General features: G+C 59.8%; 21 protein-coding genes, 1 tRNA gene and 1 pseudogene. 6 read left to right on the forward strand and 17 right to left on the reverse strand.

Annotated elements, in window-relative coordinates; translation table 11 throughout:
• The first annotated feature begins 131 nt into the window (after window positions 1-131).
• Window positions 132-902, forward strand: a complete 771-nt coding sequence (locus ACI5GA_RS19870) for an energy transducer TonB (protein WP_421425498.1) — start codon at window positions 132-134, stop codon at window positions 900-902.
• The gene (gene rimI, locus ACI5GA_RS19875) at window positions 895-1,347 is read left to right on the forward strand and encodes a ribosomal protein S18-alanine N-acetyltransferase (RefSeq protein WP_404639795.1); all 453 of its coding nucleotides are present in this window, start codon (window positions 895-897) and stop codon (window positions 1,345-1,347) included. The genes ACI5GA_RS19870 and rimI overlap by 8 nt, the downstream gene beginning before the upstream one ends.
• 210 nt (window positions 1,348-1,557) lie before the next feature.
• Here rimI and ACI5GA_RS19880 read toward each other — a convergent pair whose 3' ends face one another.
• The gene (locus tag ACI5GA_RS19880) at window positions 1,558-1,971 is read right to left on the reverse strand and encodes a serine kinase/phosphatase (RefSeq protein WP_421423906.1); all 414 of its coding nucleotides are present in this window, start codon (window positions 1,969-1,971) and stop codon (window positions 1,558-1,560) included.
• A gap of 142 nt (window positions 1,972-2,113) precedes the next feature.
• Here ACI5GA_RS19880 and can point away from each other — a divergent pair, with 142 nt between their 5' ends.
• The gene (gene can / locus ACI5GA_RS19885; protein ID WP_404639791.1) at window positions 2,114-2,755 is read left to right on the forward strand and encodes a carbonate dehydratase; all 642 of its coding nucleotides are present in this window, start codon (window positions 2,114-2,116) and stop codon (window positions 2,753-2,755) included.
• A 156-nt stretch (window positions 2,756-2,911) separates the two neighbouring features.
• Here can and ACI5GA_RS19890 read toward each other — a convergent pair whose 3' ends face one another.
• The 5 genes and pseudogenes from ACI5GA_RS19890 to ACI5GA_RS19910 form a co-directional block, all read right to left on the reverse strand.
• Window positions 2,912-4,081, reverse strand: coding sequence for a hypothetical protein (locus ACI5GA_RS19890; protein WP_421423907.1), 1,170 nt, complete (start codon window positions 4,079-4,081; stop codon window positions 2,912-2,914).
• Window positions 4,082-4,185: 104 nt separating this feature from the next.
• Window positions 4,186-5,061 carry a methyl-accepting chemotaxis protein gene (locus ACI5GA_RS19895; protein WP_421425499.1) on the reverse strand — a complete coding sequence of 292 codons (876 nt, stop codon included), beginning with the start codon at window positions 5,059-5,061 and terminating at the stop codon, window positions 4,186-4,188.
• Window positions 5,044-5,814 (reverse strand): annotated as a pseudogene (locus ACI5GA_RS19900) (MCP four helix bundle domain-containing protein); the annotation flags it as partial. The pseudogene ACI5GA_RS19900 and the gene ACI5GA_RS19895, both read right to left, overlap by 18 nt.
• Before the next feature lie 170 nt (window positions 5,815-5,984).
• A complete protein-coding gene (locus ACI5GA_RS19905; protein WP_404639787.1) occupies window positions 5,985-6,644 on the reverse strand; it encodes an HD domain-containing protein in 660 nt (219 codons plus the stop codon).
• A gap of 93 nt (window positions 6,645-6,737) precedes the next feature.
• A complete protein-coding gene (locus ACI5GA_RS19910) occupies window positions 6,738-7,202 on the reverse strand; it encodes an Lrp/AsnC family transcriptional regulator (RefSeq protein WP_404639785.1) in 465 nt (154 codons plus the stop codon).
• Window positions 7,203-7,324: 122 nt separating this feature from the next.
• Between ACI5GA_RS19910 and mdeB the strand changes: the two genes are divergently transcribed.
• Window positions 7,325-10,021, forward strand: a complete 2,697-nt coding sequence (mdeB, locus tag ACI5GA_RS19915) for an alpha-ketoglutarate dehydrogenase (protein ID WP_421423910.1) — start codon at window positions 7,325-7,327, stop codon at window positions 10,019-10,021.
• A 203-nt stretch (window positions 10,022-10,224) separates the two neighbouring features.
• Here mdeB and ACI5GA_RS19920 read toward each other — a convergent pair whose 3' ends face one another.
• From ACI5GA_RS19920 to aztA, 3 genes are read right to left on the reverse strand one after another with little or no spacing between them, the layout of a single operon-like run.
• Window positions 10,225-11,112 carry a metal ABC transporter substrate-binding protein gene (locus tag ACI5GA_RS19920; RefSeq protein WP_421423912.1) on the reverse strand — a complete coding sequence of 296 codons (888 nt, stop codon included), beginning with the start codon at window positions 11,110-11,112 and terminating at the stop codon, window positions 10,225-10,227.
• A 27-nt stretch (window positions 11,113-11,139) separates the two neighbouring features.
• Window positions 11,140-12,009, reverse strand: a complete 870-nt coding sequence (locus tag ACI5GA_RS19925; RefSeq protein WP_421423914.1) for a metal ABC transporter permease — start codon at window positions 12,007-12,009, stop codon at window positions 11,140-11,142.
• The gene (gene aztA / locus ACI5GA_RS19930; RefSeq protein WP_421423916.1) at window positions 12,006-12,758 is read right to left on the reverse strand and encodes a zinc ABC transporter ATP-binding protein AztA; all 753 of its coding nucleotides are present in this window, start codon (window positions 12,756-12,758) and stop codon (window positions 12,006-12,008) included. The genes ACI5GA_RS19925 and aztA overlap by 4 nt, the downstream gene beginning before the upstream one ends.
• A gap of 317 nt (window positions 12,759-13,075) precedes the next feature.
• Between aztA and ACI5GA_RS19935 the strand changes: the two genes are divergently transcribed.
• Window positions 13,076-13,675, forward strand: coding sequence for a flavin reductase family protein (locus ACI5GA_RS19935; protein ID WP_404639775.1), 600 nt, complete (start codon window positions 13,076-13,078; stop codon window positions 13,673-13,675).
• Between the two features lie 17 nt (window positions 13,676-13,692).
• Here the strand turns inward: ACI5GA_RS19935 and ACI5GA_RS19940 are convergent, their stop codons facing one another.
• Together ACI5GA_RS19940 and ACI5GA_RS19945 are read right to left on the reverse strand one after the other, a co-directional pair.
• Complete coding sequence (locus ACI5GA_RS19940) at window positions 13,693-14,046, reverse strand: hypothetical protein (protein WP_421423919.1); 354 nt, start codon at window positions 14,044-14,046, stop codon at window positions 13,693-13,695.
• Complete coding sequence (locus tag ACI5GA_RS19945; RefSeq protein WP_404639771.1) at window positions 14,039-14,533, reverse strand: Panacea domain-containing protein; 495 nt, start codon at window positions 14,531-14,533, stop codon at window positions 14,039-14,041. The genes ACI5GA_RS19940 and ACI5GA_RS19945 overlap by 8 nt, the downstream gene beginning before the upstream one ends.
• A 205-nt stretch (window positions 14,534-14,738) precedes the next feature.
• Between ACI5GA_RS19945 and ACI5GA_RS19950 the strand changes: the two genes are divergently transcribed.
• Window positions 14,739-15,671 (forward strand): LysR family transcriptional regulator, encoded by a 933-nt coding sequence (locus ACI5GA_RS19950; RefSeq protein ID WP_404639769.1) that lies wholly within the window; start codon window positions 14,739-14,741, stop codon window positions 15,669-15,671.
• On the opposite strand, the gene ACI5GA_RS19955 is transcribed toward ACI5GA_RS19950, so the two are convergent.
• The 6 genes from ACI5GA_RS19955 to ACI5GA_RS19980 all read right to left on the reverse strand — a co-directional run bounded on the left by ACI5GA_RS19955 (window position 15,661) and on the right by ACI5GA_RS19980 (window position 21,739).
• Complete coding sequence (locus ACI5GA_RS19955; protein ID WP_421423922.1) at window positions 15,661-17,241, reverse strand: aldehyde dehydrogenase (NADP(+)); 1,581 nt, start codon at window positions 17,239-17,241, stop codon at window positions 15,661-15,663. The two genes, ACI5GA_RS19950 and ACI5GA_RS19955, sit on opposite strands and share 11 nt — an antisense overlap.
• A gap of 14 nt (window positions 17,242-17,255) precedes the next feature.
• On the reverse strand, window positions 17,256-18,914 hold the full coding sequence (locus tag ACI5GA_RS19960) for a thiamine pyrophosphate-binding protein (protein WP_421423924.1): 1,659 nt from the start codon (window positions 18,912-18,914) through the stop codon (window positions 17,256-17,258).
• Window positions 18,907-20,145, reverse strand: a complete 1,239-nt coding sequence (locus ACI5GA_RS19965) for an MFS transporter (protein WP_421423926.1) — start codon at window positions 20,143-20,145, stop codon at window positions 18,907-18,909. The genes ACI5GA_RS19960 and ACI5GA_RS19965 overlap by 8 nt, the downstream gene beginning before the upstream one ends.
• 262 nt (window positions 20,146-20,407) lie before the next feature.
• On the reverse strand, window positions 20,408-21,112 hold the full coding sequence (locus ACI5GA_RS19970) for a hypothetical protein (RefSeq protein ID WP_404639761.1): 705 nt from the start codon (window positions 21,110-21,112) through the stop codon (window positions 20,408-20,410).
• Between the two features lie 68 nt (window positions 21,113-21,180).
• Window positions 21,181-21,528 (reverse strand): bacteriocin, encoded by a 348-nt coding sequence (locus tag ACI5GA_RS19975; RefSeq protein WP_404639759.1) that lies wholly within the window; start codon window positions 21,526-21,528, stop codon window positions 21,181-21,183.
• A gap of 134 nt (window positions 21,529-21,662) precedes the next feature.
• A tRNA-Met gene (locus tag ACI5GA_RS19980) sits at window positions 21,663-21,739 on the reverse strand.
• Window positions 21,740-22,175 lie beyond the last annotated feature (436 nt).

The following is a 22,175-nucleotide window of genomic DNA, read 5'->3' on the forward strand; positions in this document are numbered from 1 at the left end:
GTTGGTTTTCACCCTCAGTCGATCAACTGCGGCGTGATTCGTCGAAGGCCTGTAGAATCCCCGTCCTGACTTTATCCACAGGTGGCTGTCCCTTGCTCAACGAGCCTCGCCGCCGCGCCTTTTTGTCCGCCATGCAGGTGGTCAGTTGGCTGCCGCGCACCGAACTGCCTTTTGCCGCGCCTTCGCGTCCGGAACTGCTTGCGCCGTTGCCGGTGTTTGATGACGTTGAGGAAATAACGTATTCGGTGACGCCCGTTCAGGGGAACAACGACGTCGGGACGGCAAATCCTGCGCCTGTTACCCGCATCGTTGAGCGCCCGAAGATCGAAGTCCCGCGCCCGTCTTCAGCCGCCAAACCGCCTGTCAAAGCCGCCACGGACGAGGACGCCGCGCCGGTCGTGGCCAAAGCTCCAGTGGTTCCACCGCCACGGTTCGCGCTGCAATTGCTGCGCGCGGGCAATTGCCTGTTGTTGGTCGAACTGGCTACGGGTGAGCCGTTTCAGAGTCGCGACCCTTCCTACCTGTTGCTCAAGGACATGCTGCGTGCCGCCGGTCTTCCCGACAGCCCGCAGATCATTGGCGAGCCTGTGCGCTGGCCTTTGCTGGTGCGGGGGAATATGGATCAGGGGCCGGATGCCGCTCGGGATTTCGTTCAAGGGTTTCTCTACGCCCGTGTCGAAGAAGTGCCTTGCACCTGTCTGTGGCTGATCGGACTTCCGGCGATACGTTTTGCCGGAGAGTCTGATGCCGAATCCTACAATCAAGAACTCCAGATCGACGGTCTGGGGTTGGCCTGGGCGCTGCCGGGTCTGGAACTGTTGATGGACGAGCCTCAGCGCAAGGCCGACGTTTGGCGTGCCATGCGCAAGCTGATGGGGCGTTGGAAGAGCGTAAATGAGTGATGCCGTAACGTTTCGCCGCATGACAGAAAGTGACCTGGATGCGGTGCTGAAAATTGAATATGCCGCGTTCAGCCATCCGTGGACTCGCGGTATTTTTCTGGACGGGCTCAAGTCCTACGAAATCTGGCTGATGTTCGAAGGCAATCAGCAGGTGGGGCACGGGGTGATCAACGTGATCATCGATGAGGCGCATCTGCTCAACATCACTGTCAAGCCGGAAAGCCAGGGCCGGGGTCTTGGGTTGCTGTTGCTCGACAAGCTGATGAAGCGCGCTTACGAGCTGAATGGCCGTGAATGTTTCCTGGAGTTGCGCGCCAGTAATCAGTCGGCGTATCGGCTGTATGAGCGCTATGGCTTCAACGAAGTAGGACGGCGTCGCGACTACTATCCGGCGGTCGGGGGGCGTGAAGATGCGCTGGTGATGGCTTGCACATTGATTGAATGACTTACATTGACCTGTAGCAGCGCGGCTTGCGGTGGATCAGTCAGCTCATCCTTCGCTGAAGCTCCGTATTCGCCAGCAAGCCGGCTTCCATAGGGGGATGTGCGCCGAACCAGTGATTCAGGGCCCGCGCGGATTTTTGTGGGAGCCACCTTGGTGGCGAAGCGGTTGGCCGGCCAACATAGAATCTCCCGTACGGCAGGCGTTCTGAGCCTAAATCTCCGGCTTGCCATCCAGCGGGTCGAAAATGGCCATTTCTTCTTCGTCCAGCCCGCCGCCTGCGCCAATTTCGTCTTCATCGACGATGCTCAAATCAAAATCCGCCGGGCCTCCTTCGCCTTCTTCCCGGGGAGAGCGTGCGCCGTCTTCATCGATCAACGTTTCCGGACTTATGTCATCGTCCGTCGGGTTGTGATCGTCGGTCGAGGCGCCAGTCAGTCCGGCTTCGCGAACCCGCTCCTCGGGAATGTAGGTCTCCAGTTCGTTCTCGGGAATCATGTCGCCGATGCGACCGCTGGGCTCGTTGCTGTCGTTGAAGTTGAGTTCCTCCATCGAGCCCATGCGGTCTTCGTTGTCGTCGATGGGTTCAGGTTGCGTCGCGCCGAAAGGGCGTCGTGAGTCGTTCATGGCGAATCCTCGTTGTGGGCGGTCTTGTTGGGTGGACCGAGAGGCTCGCCGAAGATTCACTCCGCTTCTCGACCGGTAGTGGCGAACGCCGTTGATCCGAAGTACCTTGCATCCCTCATCGCCGCTGCGAGGCTTCACCCCCATGAACGCATTAAAAGAACTACTCGACAACAACGAACGTTGGGCTGCCGCGATCAAGGAAGAAGACCCTGACTTCTTCGCCAAACTGGCGCGTCAGCAGACGCCGGAGTATCTCTGGATCGGCTGTTCGGACGCTCGCGTTCCCGCCAATGAAATCGTCGGCATGTTGCCGGGGGACCTGTTCGTGCATCGCAACGTGGCCAACGTGGTCCTTCACACGGACCTTAACTGCCTGTCAGTGATCCAGTACGCCGTCGATGTGCTCAAGGTCAAACACATTCTGGTCACCGGCCATTACGGCTGTGGCGGCGTGCGCGCTTCTATGCAGGATCGTCAGTTCGGTCTGATCGACGGCTGGCTGCGCACCATTCGGGACTTGTATTACGAAAACCGCGAGTTGTTGAGCCAGTTGCCGACCGAAGAAGAGCGCGTCGATCGTCTGTGCGAATTGAACGTGATCCAGCAGGTGGCGAACGTTGGTCATACCAGCATCGTGCAGAACGCGTGGCATCGGGGGCAGAAGCTGTCGATTCATGGCTGCATTTATGGCATCAAGGATGGTCGCTGGAAGAGTTTGGACGTCACGATCAGCGGGTTTGAGCAATTGCCGCCGCAGTATCGGTTGCGGCCGCTGGGGGAGTGACCCTCCTGTGGCCGAGCGCAGGGCAGAGTGCACGCAATGGCTCTGTTCGAGCGCAATTCCTGTGGGAGCCGGCTTGCTGGCGAAAGCGTTGGATCAGTTATAGACAGATTAACGGACAGACCGCATTCGCCAGCAAGCCGGCTCCCACAAGGAATCTTACGCAGCAGGCTTTTTCAGCATTTCAGGAAGAGGCATGCGCAGTTGATCCAGCTGGCGTCCCACCGCACCAGTTCGGCACTTCGCTGCCGCCTGATCAGGCGTCAGGTTGCGGATGGAGGTGTAGAACAACTTGCAGGTCTCGACCTTTCGGGTGACTTGCCATTGGGTCGTGCACTGTTTGAGCAATGCCGCAGCATCGTTGTCCGGTTTCTGGCCCATTCCCGCCTGCCAGCACGCCGCGCTCAAGTCCTGTCCCATGACCTTCAAACCGGCTTCGTCGGCCTTGGTCTCATCACCACCGTAATTGCTCTTGTCCGCGGCGTACCAGATGTAGCTCGGGTGGTTGGAGCCGATGACCGAAACGTTCTGGCCGCTCACAGGGCTGATGGTTGCCAGGCCCAAAACGGGCACTTCGACTTTGTATTGCTCTTTCAACCAACTGCGCACTGGCGCACCAAATGCCACCATCGGCAGTGAGGTGCCCTTGGCGCTCAGGCTGACTTCCTTGACCATCGTCGTCTGGTAGTCGTTGAAATAGCCATAGACGCCTTCCAGATCCTTGCCTGCGCTGGCCGGAGCGGCGATCGGGGCGATGTCGATGATGGTCTGGAACGCGGGCGTCTGGTCAGCCGCAATGCCGTTGTCGGTTAACAGCGCGGCCCAGCGGTCGGTGGTCGCGGAGCGCAAGTAGTCCTGTGCCTGAGTCAGCGAATAATCTGGCGGGAAATGCAGCAGTTCGACGCTTTTGCGATTTTCCAGGGCCATCCCCAGTGGCAGGAAGAGGTACCAGTTGTAGGCAAATTTACCGTCAGCATTGAGCTTTTTCGCGCCGTCATAAGCCTTTTCACCTGCGTCCAGTAACTGGGTCAGGGGTTTGCCATAGCCGTCCGGTACGCCGCTTATTTTCGCGTGAAGCTCGTTGGTGTCGTTGACCACGTGGACGGTGGCGCTCGTGTAGCCGTCGCGCTGCACGCTTTGCGTCAGGTAATGCTCGACCGTTTTTTCCAGCGACCAGTCGCGAAAGCAAATGACGTTGCAGTTGTTGGGATAAGCGAAAAGGCGGCTGACGCGCTCCTTGCTGCCCAGTTTGACGTCGACGTCAGCGTGGGCGCAGAGGCTCAGCGTGAGTGCAGCGAGGGTGGCGCTCAATGCAGCGGTTTTCTTCATGCTCATGTCCTTGTTGGCGTGGGCGCCCGTCTGAGCGGGCGTGTTTCGATAATGAAACACAAGGACGTGACTGGGAATCCGTACGAGAAAGTTTTCCGAGCGCGTCACAGCACAAATCGCTGCACCATCGAATTCAGGTCCGTCGCTAACATCGCCAGCGCGTTGCTCGCCACTGTCGTTTGCTGCGCGCCGGAGGCCGATTGCGTTGACAGGTCGCGGATGCTGCTCAGGTTGCGATCCACTTCGTTGGCCACTTGCGCCTGCTGTTCGGCGGCGCTGGCGATTAGCATATTGCGGTCGCTGATGGTCGAGGTGGAACTGATGATTACTGTCAGCGCCTGGCTGGTCGCAGCGGCCTGTTCCAGTGTTTGACTGGCCTGAGCGGCAGTCACGCGCAGAGTCTCGGCGGTGTCTTGGGTGCTCTTTTGCACATCGTTGATCAGGCTTTCGATCTCGGTGGTCGAGGCGCTGGTGCGTTGAGCCAGTGAGCGAACCTCGTCGGCCACCACGGCAAATCCACGGCCGGCTTCGCCTGCACGCGCGGCTTCAATGGCGGCGTTCAACGCCAGCAGGTTGGTCTGGTTGGCGATGGCGCGAATCACTTCGAGGATTTTGCTGATGCTCAACGTGCGCTCAGCCAGGCCATCGGCCTGATGGGAGGAGTCGAGCACGTTGTCGGTCAGTTCCTTGATCGAATCGATGGTGCCGGTCAGGCGCATGCGGCCCTCGGCAGCGGCTTCGTTCGAGGCCTTGGATTCGGTGGAGGTGTTGCTGGCGTTGTCGGCGACTTCGACGGCCGCCTGGCTCATCTGGTTGACGGCCACGGCAGCCTGTTCGATTTCGTCGTTCTGCATTTGCAGGTTCTTCGCGCTGGCCTCGGCAATCGCGCCCATTTCCTGGACGGACTGGCTCAACTGGCTGGCCGCCGCGTAGATCTGGTCGATGGTGCCGTGCAGATTGCCGCGCATCTGGCCCAGCATTTTCAGCAGTTGTGCGGTTTCGTCCGTACCCTCGGGAATGGGTTGCGGGCTCAAGTCGCCCTCGGCAATGGTGCTGGCGATCTGTAGCGACTGGCGCAACGGGCGGATGATGCTCACGCTCAAACGCCAGGCCAGCATCAAGGTCAGGACCAACGCCACGACAATCGCGCTGACGGCAATGATGCGCGTCTGCTGGAAACGGCTCCCGGCGCCTTCGACGGCTGCTGCCGCGCTCTGCTTGTTCAGCTCGCGCAACAGTTGCACCTGCATGTCCATCAAATCGCCCTGCATGCTCAGCGTGGTGTTGAGCAGCATGCGCGCGTCATTGAGTTTGTTCTGCTCGATCAGGGCAATTTCGTCATGCAGTCCCGGCATGAAAGCGTTGTACGCGTCCTGCAACGCCTTGATGGAGTCGCGTTCGGTGCTGTCGGTGGCGTGGGCAAGGTAATCGCTGAAGCCTTTTTCCACTTCGTTCTTCAACTGCTCCACGTTGATCTTGCTGGTCACTGCAGCGCTAGGGTCATCGGCATTGGCAATCAGACGCGCGCTTTCGCCGCGCAGCTTGATCAGGTCAATGGCGATTGCGTCGGCCATGGCAATGCTCGGCAGCGCCCCACTTTGCACCGCCTCACCCTGATCTCGAATGCTCTGCATTTGCAGCAGACAGAAAACGCCAAGGGCCATCAGCAGCGACGCGGTGATGCCAAAACACAGCACCAAACGCTGAGTAATTCGGAAGCGGCGCAAGAACATCGGCCTGGACGAAGGACGGAACAACCCACGCAATAACCTTTTCACAGCACAAATCTCATCGACGAAGTCATCGGAGACTTGGTTATAGAGACGTTCCGTGATGTCTTTATGACATCGAGAGGAAATGTTTCAGAATTGTTGTGGTTTAACGGCAGTTTGGCGACGAGCGGTCACTCGACGTCAACCCCGACCTCCTCCATAAACTCCCGCAAAAAACGCTGCGCCCGCTCATGCCTGATCTGCGCCATTTGCTTCCCGGTTTGGGTCTTGAAGCCTTCGGCGAGGATGAAAAGTTTGGTGGTGAAATGATCGGCCGCGTAGCGTTTGTCGTCCAACGTGCGGTTTTTCGCCTGTGGGTCGGTCGGCTCGTAAAGGTGGCTGCCCATGCGCCCTGAAACGTAGAACAGGCGCGCGACGCCGATCATGCCGAGGGCGTCGAGGCGGTCGGCGTCTTGCAGGATTTTCGCTTCCAGACTCGTCGGTGTGATGTCTGCCGAATAACTGTGGGATTCGATGGCATGGGCGACGGCGTCGATGCGTTCTTCGTCCCAGCCCATTTCGGCCAGCAACTCCGACGCTTTGGCGGCGGCCAGACGGGAGGCACTGGAGCGGAACGGGGAGTTCTTTTCCACGGCCACACAATCGTGCAGCAGTGTGGCGGCCAGCAGAATCTGATGGTCGCCACCTTCCTTGTTGCGGATCGCGCAGACGTTTTTCCACACTCGGTGAAGGTGCGACAGGTCGTGAGAGCCATCGGTCCGCTCGGCCACGGTGTGGGGGATCAGCTTGTCGGCGAGATCCTGGAACGGTGAGAAGGAGAGGGTGCTCATCGGGAGTCCTTTCGATACAGTCTGTCGACCGGTTTCAGCATAGAAGATTGACCTTCAAGCTCGTGGCAGGTTCGTGAAGTGAGAGGTTCAACGTCATGACTTCAGCGGCAGCGCGGTCTTGTAGCGCACCTGTTTGAGCGACAGGCTCGAACGGATTTTCTCGACTTCGGGCATCGGTGAGAGGCGTTCGATGATGAAGTGTTCCAGCGCCTGCATGTCGGCCATGACCACGCGCAGAAGATAGTCGGCGTCACCGGTCATCAAATAGCACTCCATCACTTCTTCGCATTCGCACACGCGCCGCTCGAAATTCTGCAGCGCTTCGCGGCTCTGCTCCTTCAGGCTGATGGAAATGAACACGTTCAGGCGCAGCCCCAGATGCTCAGGGGCGAGCAGCGCAACGTACTCGCGAATGCAACCCGACGCTTCCAGTGCCTTGACTCGCGCCAGGCATGGCGAGGGCGACAGGTGAACGCGCTTGGCCAGTTCGACGTTGGACAGGCTGCTGTCCCGTTGAAGTTCGCGGAGGATTTTCAGGTCGATGCTGTCGAAGTTCATCGTGCTTCCACTTTTCGTTTTTAGAGTTTTTTGTGCTGCAAGCGAGCCATCTGCGTACGCAGTTCGGTCATTAAATCTGCGTGTTGAAGCATAGACTTTTCCTCAATCAACCGGAGGTGTCTATGAGCCATTTCGATATCCGTATTCCCGCAGCCGTGGCTGCGCAAAACCATGACGATCAGGTGGAGATGACCGAGTGGCAGGAAGCGCTGACGTCGCTGGTGGACAACGCCGGCCCTGAGCGGGCTCGCGAGATTCTCGATATGCTGGCCGCCATGGGGCGGGAGCCGTCGATTGGCTGGCAACCGAGCCATGGCACGCCGTATATCAACAGCATTGCCGTCGAACAACAGCCCGCCTTTCCGGGCGATCTGGCCATTGAGGAACGTCTGGCGTCGGTCATGCGCTGGAATGCGCTGGCCATGGTCGTGCGGGCCAATCAGGCATATGGCGAACTGGGCGGACATATCGCCAGCTATGCCAGTGCTGCCGACCTGTTCGAAGTCGGCTTCAATCACTTTTTTCGGGGCGGTCAGGGCGGCGATCTGGTTTTTTATCAGCCTCATTCCGCGCCAGGCATATACGCGCGAGCGTTTCTCGAAGGGCGTTTGAGTGAGCAGGATCTGGCGCATTACCGGCAGGAAATCGGAGGCCCCAAGGCGGGGGCGCGCGGGCTGTCGAGTTATCCACATCCTTGGTTGATGCCCGACTTCTGGCAATTTCCCACAGGTTCGATGGGCATCGGCCCGATCAGCTCGATTTATCAGGCGCGGTTCATGCGCTATTTGCAACATCGCGGTTTGCAGGACACCACGACGCGGCATGTCTGGGGCGTGTTCGGCGATGGGGAAATGGACGAGCCGGAAAGCATGTCGGCGCTGACCCTGGCGGCGCGGGAAGGCTTGGACAACCTGACGTGGGTGGTCAATTGCAACTTGCAAAGGCTCGATGGCCCGGTCCGCGGCAATGGTCGGATCATCGATGAACTGGAGGCGCTGTTCAGCGGCGCAGGCTGGAACGTGATCAAGCTGGTCTGGGGTTCCGATTGGGACGCGTTGTTCGCCCGTGATCACGATGGGGCGTTGGTGCGAGCGTTGTCACAAACGGTCGACGGCCAGTTCCAGACATTCGCGGCCAAGGACGGGCACTTCAATCGCGAGCATTTTTTCGGGCAAAACGCGTCGCTGAGAAAGCTGGCCGAAGGTTTGAGCGACGAACAGATCGACCGGCTCAAACGGGGCGGCCACGACGTGCTGAAAATCTTCTCCGCCTACCATGCAGCGATGCGGCACAAAGGACGGCCAACGGTCATCCTCGCCCAGACCAAAAAGGGTTTTGGCATGGGCGAAGCGGGGCAGGGCAAGATGACGACGCATCAGCAGAAGAAGCTCGATCGCGAGGCCTTGCTCGATTTCCGCGATCGCTTCCACCTGCCACTGACGGACGATGAGGCAGAGCACCTGAGCTTTCTCAAGCCCGACGCGCACAGTCCGGAAATGCGTTATCTGCAACAACGGCGTGAGGCATTGGGCGGCTCGGTGCCGAGCCGTTGCAATGCTGCGCAAACAGTGGCTGTGCCTTCTCGGGACGACTATGCGCGCTTCGCGACCCACGCTGACGGCAAGGACATGTCCACCACCATGGCGTTTGTGCGCATGCTGGGTAACCTGCTCAAAGACAAGGCCCTTGCCCCGCGTATCGTCCCGATTGTTGCGGACGAGGCCCGCACGTTTGGCATGGCCAGCCTGTTCAAACAGATCGGGATTTACTCCAGCGTCGGCCAGCGTTACGAACCCGAGGACATCGGTTCGATTCTCAGCTACCGCGAAGCCACCAACGGGCAGATTCTCGAAGAAGGCATCAGCGAGGCGGGGGCGATCAGTTCCTGGGTGGCGGCGGCGACCAGCTATTCAGCCCATGGCCTGCACATGTTGCCGTTCTACATCTATTACTCGATGTTCGGGTTTCAGCGCATTGGCGATTTGATCTGGGCGGCAGCGGATCAGCGCGCCCGAGGTTTTCTACTGGGGGCAACCGCAGGCCGCACGACGCTGGGCGGTGAGGGCTTGCAGCATCAGGACGGTTCAAGCCATTTGATGGCGTCGACCGTACCCAACTGCCGCGCCTACGACCCGGCGTTTGCGGGCGAGTTTGCTGTCATTCTCGATCACGGTATGCGCCAGATGCTGGAGCGCGATGTCGACGAGTTCTACTACGTGACGTTGATGAATGAAAGTTATGCACAGCCCTCGCTGCCGGAAGGTGTTGAAGCGTCGATCATTCGCGGGATGTATCGTTTTGGCGAACAGCGCGTCGAAGGCGCGAGAGGCAACGTGCGCTTGCTCGGTTCGGGCACGATTCTGCGTGAGGCGATTGCCGCCGCCGAGTTGCTGGCGCAGGACTGGCAGATTGAAAGCGAGGTCTGGAGTGTGACCAGTTTTACCGAGCTGGCGCGGGACTCGCGTGAAGTGGAGCGTTGGAACCGCCTGCATCCCGGGGATGTTCAACGCCGCAGTCATCTAGATGCGTGCTTGCCAGCGGGGGCGTCGGTGGTGGCCGTTTCTGATTACGTGCGGGCGCTGCCGCAGTTGATTGGCTCGTACGTGACGAGCGATTACACAGTGTTGGGGACCGATGGTTTTGGCCGCAGTGATACGCGGGCGATGCTGCGCAGTTTTTTTGAAGTGGATCGGTATCACATCGTGCTGGCGGCGGTGACGGCGTTGGTTCGGCAGGGACTTGTCGACGCGGGATTGGCGGCTCGGGTAATCGAGCGGTATGGCATTGAGGTGGACGCCGAGGCGTCTTGGAATATCTGATCCTATGAGGTCCTCCGTAGCGGTCCGGCTTGCCGGCGGCGGCGATATCAAGGACGCCACTGTCGCACAGCAAACGCGGGATCCTGTGGGAGCGAATTCATTCGCGAAAGCGGAGTGTCAGTCGACGTTGATGTCGCGGGTGCAGACGCCATCGCGAATGAATTCGCTCCCACAGGGAAGAGTGCACGGTTGTAGAAAAGTTTTTACTTACCCTTCATCGCTGCGGTCATCTTGTCCACGTTGTAGCGAAACATTTTCACGTAGGTCGCAGCCGGGCCGTTGGCCGGGGACAGTGATTCCACATACAGCTCGCCGCCAGGGTGCGCGCCGCTGGCTTTGGCGATCTGTTGCACCAGGCGCGGGTCGCTGGAGTTTTCGAAAAAGTAGGCGCTGACGTGTTCCTGTTTGATCTGATTGATCAGTTTGCCAACGTCAGCCGCCGAGGCTTCGGTTTCGGTGGAAAAGCCCAGCGGTGACAGGAAGGTCACGCCATAGGCATCACCGAAATAGCCGAATGCATCGTGGGACGTCAGCACCTTGCGTTGCGGGGCAGGGATGGCGTTGATCTGGGCGCGAGCGTAGGCGTCCATGTCCTGCAATTGAGCGATGTATTTCTCACCGTTGGCTTTGTAATCGGCGGCGTTGTCCGGGTCTGCTTTCTGTAAGGCCTTGATGATGTTTCTCACGTAAACGATGCCGTTCACCGCGCTGTTCCACGCGTGCGGGTCAGTGATCTTCTCGCCGTCTTCTTCCATGCTGCGGGTCATGATGCCGTTGGACAGCACCACCGGTTCGCCTTTGTAGCCTGAAGCGGTGATCAGCCGGTCCAGCCAGCCCTCAAGATGCAGGCCGCTGACGAAGACCACATCGGCTTTTTTCAGTGCCTGCGCGTCGTTTGGCGTCGGCTCGTAGACGTGCGGGTCGCCATTGGGGCCGATCAGCGAGGTGACGTGGACGTGATCACCGCCCACGTTGTGCACCATGTCGGCGATGACGGTGAACGATGCAACGGTTTCCAGGGTTTTTGCCTGGGCGAAGTTGGCCAGGCCCGACAACGCCAGTGCGGCGGTCAGAAGCGTCAAACGTTTCATGGTGTTTTCCTTGAGGTAAGCGAACGATCAGCCGGACAGGTGAACCCTCGGAAACAGGCGGCGCAAGAAACCGCTGCGTCCAAAGAACAGTGAGAACAGGTAAAACGCGCTGGCGGTCAGGACGATGGCCGGACCGGAGGCGACGCTGGCGTGGTAGGACACGATCAGGCCGATGAAGCCCGACAGCGTGGCAACCACGGTGGAAATCACGATCATGCCGGTCAGAGAGGTCGACCAGAAACGTGCGACGGTGGCAGGCAGCATCATCATCCCGACGGCCATCAAGGTGCCGAGGGCCTGGAAACCGGCGACCAGATTGAGCACCACCATCAACAGAAACAGCACGTGATAGAGCGAGCCACGACCACCGACGGCACGCAGAAAACCGGGGTCGAAGCATTCCAGAATCAGTGGGCGGAAGATCAGGGCCAACAGAATCAACGTGAACGAGGCGATGGCGCCGACCATGAAAATCGCTTGATCGTCGATGGCTAGAATCGTCCCGAACAGCACATGCAGCAGGTCAACGTTGGAGCCGTGCAACGACACGATCAGCACGCCTGCCGCCAGCGAAGTCAGGTAGAAACTGGCGAAGCTGGCATCCTCTTTCAGCGTGGTAAAACGGCTCACCAGTCCTGAGAGCAGGGCCACGGCGAGCCCGGCGATCAAGCCGCCAAAGCCCATGGCGGGCAGCGACAGGCCCGCGAATAGAAAGCCCACGGCGGCACCCGGCAGTACGGCGTGGCTCATGGCATCGCCGACGAGGCTCATGCGCCGTAGCATCAGCAACACGCCTACCGGGCCTGACCCAATGCCCAATGCCAGGCACGCGATCAGGGCACGGCGCATGAAGCCGAATTCGATGAAGGGTTGGATCAGCAGCGAGTAGAGCGTCACAGCGATTCCTCCTCGTCGATCGCACAGGATTGCGCGTCAGGGCTCCAGTGCTCGGCCATGTTCTTGGCGCGGCGCAGGTTGTCGGCGTGAAGGATGTCGGCGGTATTGCCCCAAGCGATGGTTTCCCGGGCCAACAGCAAGGTGCTCGGGAAATGCTGGCGCACCTGTTCGATGTCGTGCAGCACCGCGATGACCGTGCGATCCTGGCCGTGCCAGTCGCTGATCAACTTGAGCAAGTCGCGAGTCGTGCGGGCGTCGATGGCCGTGAAGGGCTCATCAAGGAGGATGACCGACGCGTCTTGCAGCAGCAGGCGGGCGAACAGCACGCGCTGAAATTGCCCGGACGACAATGAGCTGATACTGCGTTGCTCAAAGCCTTCCAGCCCCACCGCCAACAAGGCTTCTCGCGCTTGTTCGGCGTGTTTGCGTGTGGCGCCACGGAAGGCGCCAATGCTGCGCCAGGCGCCCATCATGACGGTGTCGGCCACGCTCAACGGGAAGCTGCGGTCGATCTCGGCGGCCTGCGGCAGATAGCCGATGTGGCGGGTGGCGAGGCTGCCTCGATCAACACGACCGACGGCGGGTTTCAAGGTGCCCGCGATGGCTTTGATCAGGGTTGATTTACCCGCACCATTGGGCCCGACAATGGCGGTCAGGCTGCCTGCGGCAAACCGGCCACTGACGTGATGCACCGCCGGGCGACGCTCGTAGGTCACGGTCAGGTCATGCAGATCGATGGCCGCGCTCATGGAATGGCCACCGCCCACGCGATGCCAATCCACAGAAGCGCGAGCACAGCCAAAGCGATCAGCACCCGTTTGCCTGCGGATTGGGCGAGGGCGGAGGTCGCGATGTTCGGGGAACGTCGAGGAGCGGGTTTCACGAGAGCGAATGCCTGAAATGTTTTGTTATAGTATTACATCACTATTTTCAGGAAAGAGGGAAGGGCTATTTATCGCCGGTTCAGGATTGCGACAGATTGAGGGTTTCCGGGGCGCTGATGTTTTCCCGTTCCGATAAACCCTGTAATTTCCGGACAAAGACTTCTCCGCTCAGGATCGTTCCCATGTCCGCTGCTCATCGTCGTTCTGTCCCCCTTTCCAAATGCTATCGCCTGCTTAACCATGGCCCGACCGTGCTCGTCAGCGCCGCTCATGATGGAAAGCGCAACATCATGGCTGCCGCATGGGCGATGCCTCTTGATTTCCAGCCGCCGAAAGTCACGGTGGTGCTGGATAAATCCGTCTGGACGCGCCAACTGCTGGAAGGCTCCGGCACGTTCGTGATCAACGTGCCCACGGTTAGCCAGGTGGATATCGTCGAAACCGTTGGCTCGACGTCGGGCTTGGAGATTTCTCAAGAGCGCGAACTGGACAAGTTCAAGGCGTACGGCCTTCAGACGTTTGCGGGTGATGTCGTCGATGCGCCGTTACTCGAAGGCTGCGCCGCATGGCTTGAGTGCCGCTTGATGCCCGAGCCGCACAACCAGAATCAGTACGATCTTTTCATTGGCGAAGTGGTTGCAGCATGGGCGGATGAGCGCGTGTTCTCGGATGGCCATTGGCATTTTGATGGGCATGATCAACTGCGCACGTTGCACCACGTGGCGGGCGGGCATTTTCTGGTGATTGGGGATGAGATCGTCGGCAAGGTACTGGAGCGCTGATCGTCTGTATCGATGCTTCACGAGGGCTTCAATGTCTCGCGCAGGCAGCCCAGTATCAGGCCGCCAAACGCGCTGCTGAACAGCTTGTTGTCCATTGACTGGAGTTCGCTTTCAGTCAGCCAGCGCGTGGGCTGGCCGAGCAATTCGGGCGGTCCGGCCATGTGCCAGAACCGGACGATGACCAAGGCTGCCAGCAATGCCGCTCCAAAACGCAGAGCGTGGATCGTGAGCGCGTGGACTTCCTTTCTGACTTTGGCCGTTGGGTCTTCAAGTGCTTTTTCTTCTTCGTAGGCTTTGTTCAGCGATGTGGTGGAAAAGCAGGTTTCGTCCGCAGATCCAATTGCTTGCAAGTCATCGGTACTGTCAGGCATTGGCCTTGCTGGCCTCGATTTTTTCTTTGTAGTGCTGGTCGATCCACTCATTGGGGATGATTGCCCCTTGATACTGATCGCCTCCGGCCAGGCGCCAGGTACGGTCCCACGGAGTGTCGGGTTGGTGGGTCAGTGCCGAGAGCTGGAGCCCGTCATGCTTGCCATGGATGTTCCAGACCTTGTCGAGTAGCTCCAACGTGCGCAGATGAGGAACGGGATTGTTTGCATCCCCTGCGATGCCGTAGCCAGGAATGCTTGCGTCGATAGGATTTCGCCGATGATGCTTGATCTTGCGGTACAGCTCGGGGATTACGGGGCCATATTTCCACGCTTGCACCGCATCGCCGATGAGGCTTTCGGAGAAGTAGCCGCGATGCCAGCCATGGGCGATATACACCAGTTTGATCAGCTTCATGGGCGTGACATCCACGCCTTTTTCGAACGACTTCTGAATGAAGTAATTTGCGACTGCTTCGCTGCTGAGCATGTGCCTTTCCTTTCAGTCTTCCTTCATGGGGCTGGTGGCGTTTTCAGGGTGGGGCGCCAAGCATTTTATGCAAACGAGTGGGGCACTTCTGTAAAGCACTGCCGATAGCGTTGTAGGAAGGTGCTGCAATCCGGTGCCGCAATAACGAAAGTTATCGGATAAATTCTCCGTATCCTTAAACCACTCCTTTATACCGGGAGCCTCAATGAACTCAGACGACCTTGCGCTCTTCGCCCAAGTGGCGAAAAACGGCAGCATCTCGCGCGCAGCGATGGAGTTGGGCGCGGACCAATCCACGGTCAGCCGCAGAGTCGGGTTACTGGAGGCCGAGTTGGGCGTGCGGCTGTTTCACCGCAGTGGGCGTGGTGTGTCATTGACCGAGCGAGGTCAGCAGTTGTTGGGATTCGCCAACACCCTGAACGACACGCTGATCGAGGCCGAAAGGGCGATGCGTGACAGCGCCGAGCAAGGCCCGGCCAAGTTGTGCATCGCCGCGCAACCCACTATCGCGCGTATTCTGTTCGGCAGTCTCGGGCACGCGTTGAAAGCGCGCTATCCGCTGACCCAAGTGCATTTCATCGAAGGTTTGGCAGCCGACATTCTCAATCGCCTGAGCGATGGCGCGGTGGATATCGCAATTCTCTATCTGCCCGAGCATCCCGGCGCGTTGCAGTTCGATCCGCTGCTCAGTGAGGGGGTGCAACTCATCACGCCCGCCCATTACCCGCTCGACGGCGACACGATTGCCGTGCGCGATCTGGGTGACATTCCGCTCATTCTGCCCAGCACCCATCACGGTTTGCGCATGATGGTGGAGTCGTTGGCCAACCGTTACGGCTTCTCAGCGAACGTTGCGTTGGAGTGCGACGGTTCAATTTCCATCACCAAGCGTCTGGTGTTGGAAAATTGCGGCTGCACGGTATTGCCGGAAGCAGCGGTGGTGGAGGAGGTGAAGGCGGGGCGACTGAAAAGCTACCGGCTGAGGGACCCTGAAATTCGCCGTACAGTGGCGATTGTCTGGCCGAAGAACCGCGTCACCGCCGACGGTTTGTGGGCGGTGACGCAGATCATTCGTCAACGTGCCGCTGACATGGTCGAGCAGGGCACATGGCCAGGGGCGACGCTGATCAATCCTTGATCAATTGGCCGTTCACCAGTCGCCAGGTTTTCAGCGGGTTGCTCTGCTGCAAGGCGGGCGGCAGTAGAGAATCCGGCACGCTCTGGTAACAGATCGGACGCAGGAATCGGTCGATGGCGGTGGCGCCGACCGACGTACTGCGGCTGTCGGACGTCGCCGGAAATGGCCCGCCGTGCACCATCGAATAGCTCACCTCGACACCGGTCGGGAAGTCGTTGAAGAGGATGCGTCCGGCCTTGCGTTCCAGGATTGGCAGCAACGCTTGGGCGATGGCTTTGTCGCCATCGTCGTAGTGCAACGTTACGGTCAACTGGCCATCGAATTTCGCGGCCACCTTTTGAAGATCCGCTACGTCCTGACACACGATGAGCAGTGCACTGGGGCCAAAGTTTTCGTCTTCCAGCGCCGGGTTGGCGAGGAAAGTTTTAGAGTCGGTGCGGAAGAACGCTGCTCGCGCTTTGTAAGGTCCGTCGGCTTCACGGCCTTCGGCCACCAGCGTCACGCCTTCAGCCTTGTGCAGATTGTTCAGCCCATTGCAGTAGGCACCGTAGATGTTCGGCGTCAGCATCGTGGTTGGTGTCTTGTCGGAAAGTGCCTTGGCAGCTGCTCGAACGAAGACTTCAAGATCGTCGCTCTTCAGCGCCAGCAAGATGCCGGGATTGGTGCAGAACTGCCCGGCACCCACCACCAGCGAATCGGCAAAGCCGTTGGCAATCGTTTCGGCTCGGGCCGACAGCGCGGCCGGAAGCAGAAAGCCGGGGTTGATGCTGCTCATCTCGGCGTACACCGGAATCGGAACCGGGCGCGCCTGAGCCGCCGCGACCAACGCCAGGCCGCCACGACGAGAGCCGGTGAAGCCCACGGCCTGAATCCGCGGATGACTGACCAGCGCCTGACCGACGGTGATGTCCTTGTCGATCAGCATCGAAAACACGCCTTCCGGCATGCCGGTCTCGCGGGCGGCTTTCTGAATCACGCGCGCCACCAGTTCGCTGGTGCCCAAGTGCGCAGGGTGAGCCTTGACGATGACCGGACAGCCCGCCGCCAACGCCGAGGCGGTATCACCGCCCGCCACAGAAAACGCCAAGGGGAAGTTGCTGGCGCCGAACACGGCTACCGGTCCTACGCCGATCCGCCGCTGGCGCAGATCGGCACGAGGCAGCGGTTGGCGATCCGGCTGCGCGGTATCGACCACGGCGCCGTGCCAGCGGCCGTCACGTAACAGGCTGGCGAACAGCTTGAGCTGATTGGCGGTGCGCATCCGTTCGCCCTCCAGCCTCGGCTTGGGCAGCCCGCTTTCCAGATGAACGCGGTCGATCAGCGTGTCGCCCAAGTCCAGCAGGCCCTGAGCAATGGCGTCGAGAAAGCGTGCGCGGTGTTCGTCGTCCAGCTGCCGATAAGGGTCGAACGCGGCTTCAGCCAGTTCGCAGGCCTCATTGACGTCTTCCAGCGTGCTGGCGCCGAACGCCGGCGTCAGCGGCTCACCTGTGGCGGCAGCGATGGCAAACACTTCGCCCGCCAGACCGCGTACCGCACGTTGACCTATGATCGTTTCACCCAGAATCTGCATGTGTTCATCACCTGTTAATCGAGACGGGCCTGGGGCGTGATCTGCCGAGGGTCGACGCGCAGCTCGATCAATGCCGCCACGCCTGCGTGCTGGGCACGCTGGAAGGCGGCGGGGAAATCTTCGCTGCGCTCGACCCGCTCGGCATGGGCGCCAAAGGATTGGGCGAGTGCGATGAAGTCCGGGTTGGCCAGATCAGTGGCCGAGACGCGGCCCGGGTATTCGCGCTCCTGGTGCATGCGGATGGTCGCCAGCATGCCGTTGTTCACCACGATGACCACTATCGGCGCGTTGTATTGCAGTGCCGTGGCCAGTTCCTGAGGGTACATCATGAAACAGCCATCGCCAGCGAAGCAGACCACTGTTTTTTGTGGTGCGTGCAGTTTCGCGGCAATGGAGGCTGGCAGCCCGTAGCCCATCGCACCGTTGGTGGGGGCCAGTTCCGTGGCCGGTTGCCGGTAGCGATAAAAACGATGCACCCAGACCGTGTAATTGCCTGCGCCATTGGTAATGACGGCGTCATCGGGCAACACCTCGTTAAGGTGAGCGACCACTGCGCCCATGTCCACGCCGACCAGTTGCGGGTGAGGCAGCGGTGGGGTTGAGTGCCCCAGATAGTCAGCGCGGGCGGCATCCGTCCAGCTTTTCCACGCGTCGCTGGCCACCGGCTCAAGGGCGGCGACGGTGTGGGCAAATGCGCCGAGTGACGACAGAATCGGCAGTTGTGAACGGTAAACCCGGTTCAGCTCCTGTGGGTCGGGATGCACATGAATCATCGGCTGTTTCGGGGTCGGGCTTTCGATCAGCGTGTAGCCCTGAGATACGGTTTCGCTCAGGCGCGAGCCGATGACCAGCAGCAGGTCGCTGTGCTTGACCCGGTCCAGCAGCTTCGGCGATGTGCCCAGCCCGAGTTGGCCGACGTAGTGCGGGTCGCGGTTGTCGAACAGATCCTGACGGCGGAACGCAGCCGCCACCGGCAGATGGTTGGCGTGCACGAAGCGCTTGAGCGCCTGGGTTGAGTCCGCGTCCCATCCTGTGCCGCCGACGATCACCAGCGGCTTTGTTGCAGCGGCCAGCAGCCCCTGCAATTCAGCGAGCGTTGCCGCGTCGGGCGCCGCGTGAGCGACACGGACTGCTTCTGCGTCGGCCACGTCAGCCGAACCGAACAGGACCTCTTCCGGCAGTGCGACGACCACAGGCCCTGGGCGGCCCGACAGCGCAATGCTGAACGCCTTGCTGACGATTTCAGGAATGCGCTCGATGCTGTCGATTTCCACCGCCCACTTCGCCAGACCACCGAACATTTGCACGTAGTCCACTTCCTGAAACGCTTCGCGGCCCTTGAAGCTGCTCTCGATCTGGCCGACGAACAGGATCATCGGCGTCGAATCCTGCCTGGCCGTGTGCACGCCGTTGCTCGCATGGGTGGCGCCAGGACCTCGCGTGACGAAGCAAATGCCGGGACGCCCGGTCAGCTTGCCGTAGGCATCGGCCATGTTCGAGGCGGCTCCTTCGTGGCGGGTGACGATGGTGCGAATGCTCGTCGCATCATGCAGCGCGTCGAGGACGGGCAGGTAGCTTTCACCTGGCACGCAATAAATAGTGTCGACCGCGTTGCGGATCAGGGCCTCGACCAGAATCTGGCCGCCGTTGCGGGTTGGGTTGGAATCAGACATGGATTTCGAGTTCCTTGTTACGGGTTTCCGGTAGAACGAGGGCGACGAGGAAGACCAGCACGTACGAGCACGCGGCCCATACGCCAATCGACGCCGCCAGCCCGAATGAGGCGCTGGTCAGGCCGACTCCGGCAGGCACCAAGGCTCCGATACCGCGACCAAAATTGTAGGAAAAGCCACCGGCGGTGCCGCGAATCTGCGCCGGGAACAGCTCGGTGAAGCAGGCGCCCATCCCCGAGACGATGCCGGATTGAAACAGGCCCAGCGGAAAGCCCAGCAGCAACAGGCTCCACATCGGCAGGTGCAGTTGGGTGTAGACCAGAACGGTCACCGTTGCACCAGCAGCGGACAGGGCGAAGGTTTTGCGGCGGCCCAGGTAGTCGCTCAGGTAGGCCATGCCGACATAGCCGCAGAACGAGCCGAAGATGTTCACCGCCAGATACAGCGTGGTCATGCTGACGGTCAGGCCCTGGGTTTCCCTCAGATACGTCACCAGCCAGGTCAGAATCGTGTAATTGCCGCCCAGTGCGCCTGCGGCCATCAGCGAGGCCATGGCGGTCAGCGGGAAGACTTTCGGTGAGAAGATGAGCGCGAAGTTGGCCCACAGCGACGTCTTTTCCCGGTATTGCGCAGCGGCTTCGAAGGCTTCGGATTCAGCGATGTTGCGGCGCATCCATAGCACCAGAAAGCCTGGCAGCAGCCCGATCAGAAACAGCACGCGCCAGGCCGTGTGTTCAGGCAGCAGGTTGAATATCACCCAATACGCCAGCGCCGCGAGGGCATAACCCACCGGCCAGCCCGCTTGAACCGAACCCACAGCGCGACCGCGAATGCGCTTGTCGACCACTTCGCCGATCAGTACAGCTCCCGCCGCCCATTCCCCGCCAAAGCCCAGGCCTTGCAAGCTGCGCGTCAGCAACAGTTGATGAAAGGAATCAGTGAAGGCCGAAAGGCCAGTGAACAGCGAGAACCAGAGGATGGCCAGTTTCAGGACCTTCACTCGCCCAATGCGATCAGCCAGCAAGCCTGCCAGCACTCCGCCGATGGCCGAGGCGATCAAGGCTGAGGTGCCGATGACACCTGCTTCGGCTTTGGTCATGCCCCAGACCGCGAGCAAGGTAGGAATCACGAAAGCGAATAGCTGGACGTCCATCGCGTCCAGCGCCCAACCCATGAAACACGCCCAGAACGTCCGCTTCTGGCTGGGCGCCATACTGCCGTACCACGACATAGATACTCCATCGCGCTGCTGCGCTGTTGTTATTGGAATCTGGATAGATGCGCGTTGGCGGCGACATCATGGCGCGAGTATGTGAGAGCGGCGGAGTGTGGCGAATAGCGTGGGGCGCATAGCTGGTATGCGGGGGATGAGGATGAGTTTTTGCCGAGGGTAAAGGCCGCCGTAGCAGCATGGCTTGCCTGCGGTAGCGACCTTGAAATCGCTGCCGCCGGCAAGCTGTGTTGCTACAGGGTATGCATCATTTGAAAAAAGCTTACTGCTGAACCGCGCTGAACCCTTCAAACGCGGTCTGCTGCGCAATCGCAGTCACGATGTTTTTGCGGGTAGCAGGTTGTTCGTTGCCTTCGTTATCGACAAAGACCTCGCTTTGCAGCTCGGCTTCATCGCCTTCACCAACGAAGGTGAAGCCCAGGAATTCGAACGCTTCGCGGTCAACGTTGGCTTTCGAGCGTGGGGTGCGCAGTGGCAGGGTGACGCTGGCGCCGTCCTTGCTGATCACGAACACTTCGGCTTCTTTCTTGACCCGCGCAGCCTTGCTCTTGCCACCGCTCGGGTTGCTGACGGCCTGATGGGTCTGGTTCAGGACCTTCAGGGCCAGGCTATAGACCAGCTCCTGAAAGCTTGGGTCGTCCTTGTAGCTGGACAGAATCCGGCTGATCGGGAATTTGCTGCTGAGGTCTTCCAGCGCGGCCATGTCGGCGGCTTCGGCGTCTTTCAGTTGCTTGAGCTGACCCATCAGTTCGTAGGCCTGATCGTCATCGAAACGGTCATGGGCCTGACGGATGGCGGCGCGCAGTTCACGAATCTGATCGCTTTCCTTGGCGCTCTGAAAGGCGTCGAGGACCATTTCGCTGATGGTTTTCGCCTGCGGCACATGCTGTGAAAGATTGATGGCGTCTTCGTAAGCCTGCTTGGAGGTGAGGGCAGGCACTGCTACGTCGGTATGGGAATCAGACATTGAACATCCATTGCTTCATTAACGGGGATCGCGAGACACCCCGGAGCGTCTCGCGAGGGGAGGGTAAATTATTTACCGCCCAGAGCACCACCCGCGGCGCCGCCCAGACCTGCACCGATGGTGCTGCCAGTGCTGCCGCCCAGTTTGTTACCGATGATCGAACCAGCAGCGCCGCCCAGGCCTCCACCAACGGCTGCACGGGTTTTCTTGCCTTTCTTCGCAGCCACAGCACCGCCAGCAGCACCTGCCAGGCCCGCACCGATGGCTGCGCCATTGCTGCCGCCCATCTGCTGGCCAACAACGTTACCCAGCGCGCCGCCCAGACCGCCACCCAGTGCAGCGTTGGTGCCGCTACCCGCCATCGCGCCTTGAGAAACCAGAAGACCCAGAACCAGTGCGGGAAGTGTGAATCGCATGAACTCGACCTCGAAAAAGGGACAGCACTATGGCGTGATGTCGTGGATAAGGACAGGGTATTAAGCGGCGCCGTTGAGAATCCGGATCGCCAGAAACAACAAAGCCCGCACAAGGCGGGCTTTGTTGAGGTACTTGGTGGCTACACAGGGACTTGAACCCCGGACCCCAGCATTATGAATGCTATGCTCTAACCAACTGAGCTATGTAGCCAAGTGGCGCGCATTATTCGCTGAGATGGGGGATGTGTCAAGCGTCTCTTTGAAAAATTTATGCGTATGATCAAGCGGTTAGGGTTTAAGCCCCTGTTTTGGCATTCAACGCCCTTATGACCGTCACCTCGGTGACAGTTTTACTGCACAGGCTGGGTGGATTTGCCTCATTTTCGTGCATTTCACTTGCACCATTTCTGACAGCGTGCCCGTTTAGATGGCTTGGTGCTATCGGTCCGTTTCTTGCTTCTTCCCGCAAAGGCGCGTGTTGGCAGGTCTGCGCGCACATCATCTGAAAACCGCGATGGCGTCTTCGACACAGGGGACGGGCGGTTGTCGTTTTTAAAACAAAGACATGGCATTTTGCCGGTAAGAATGTGAGGCAGCAGCCCTGCGGTCAAAAGCGGCGGTGGCGGGTTGTCCGTGAGGAGTTGTCG

The organism is Pseudomonas sp. Pseu.R1 (assembly GCF_045764065.1).
Lineage (GTDB): Bacteria > Pseudomonadota > Gammaproteobacteria > Pseudomonadales > Pseudomonadaceae > Aquipseudomonas.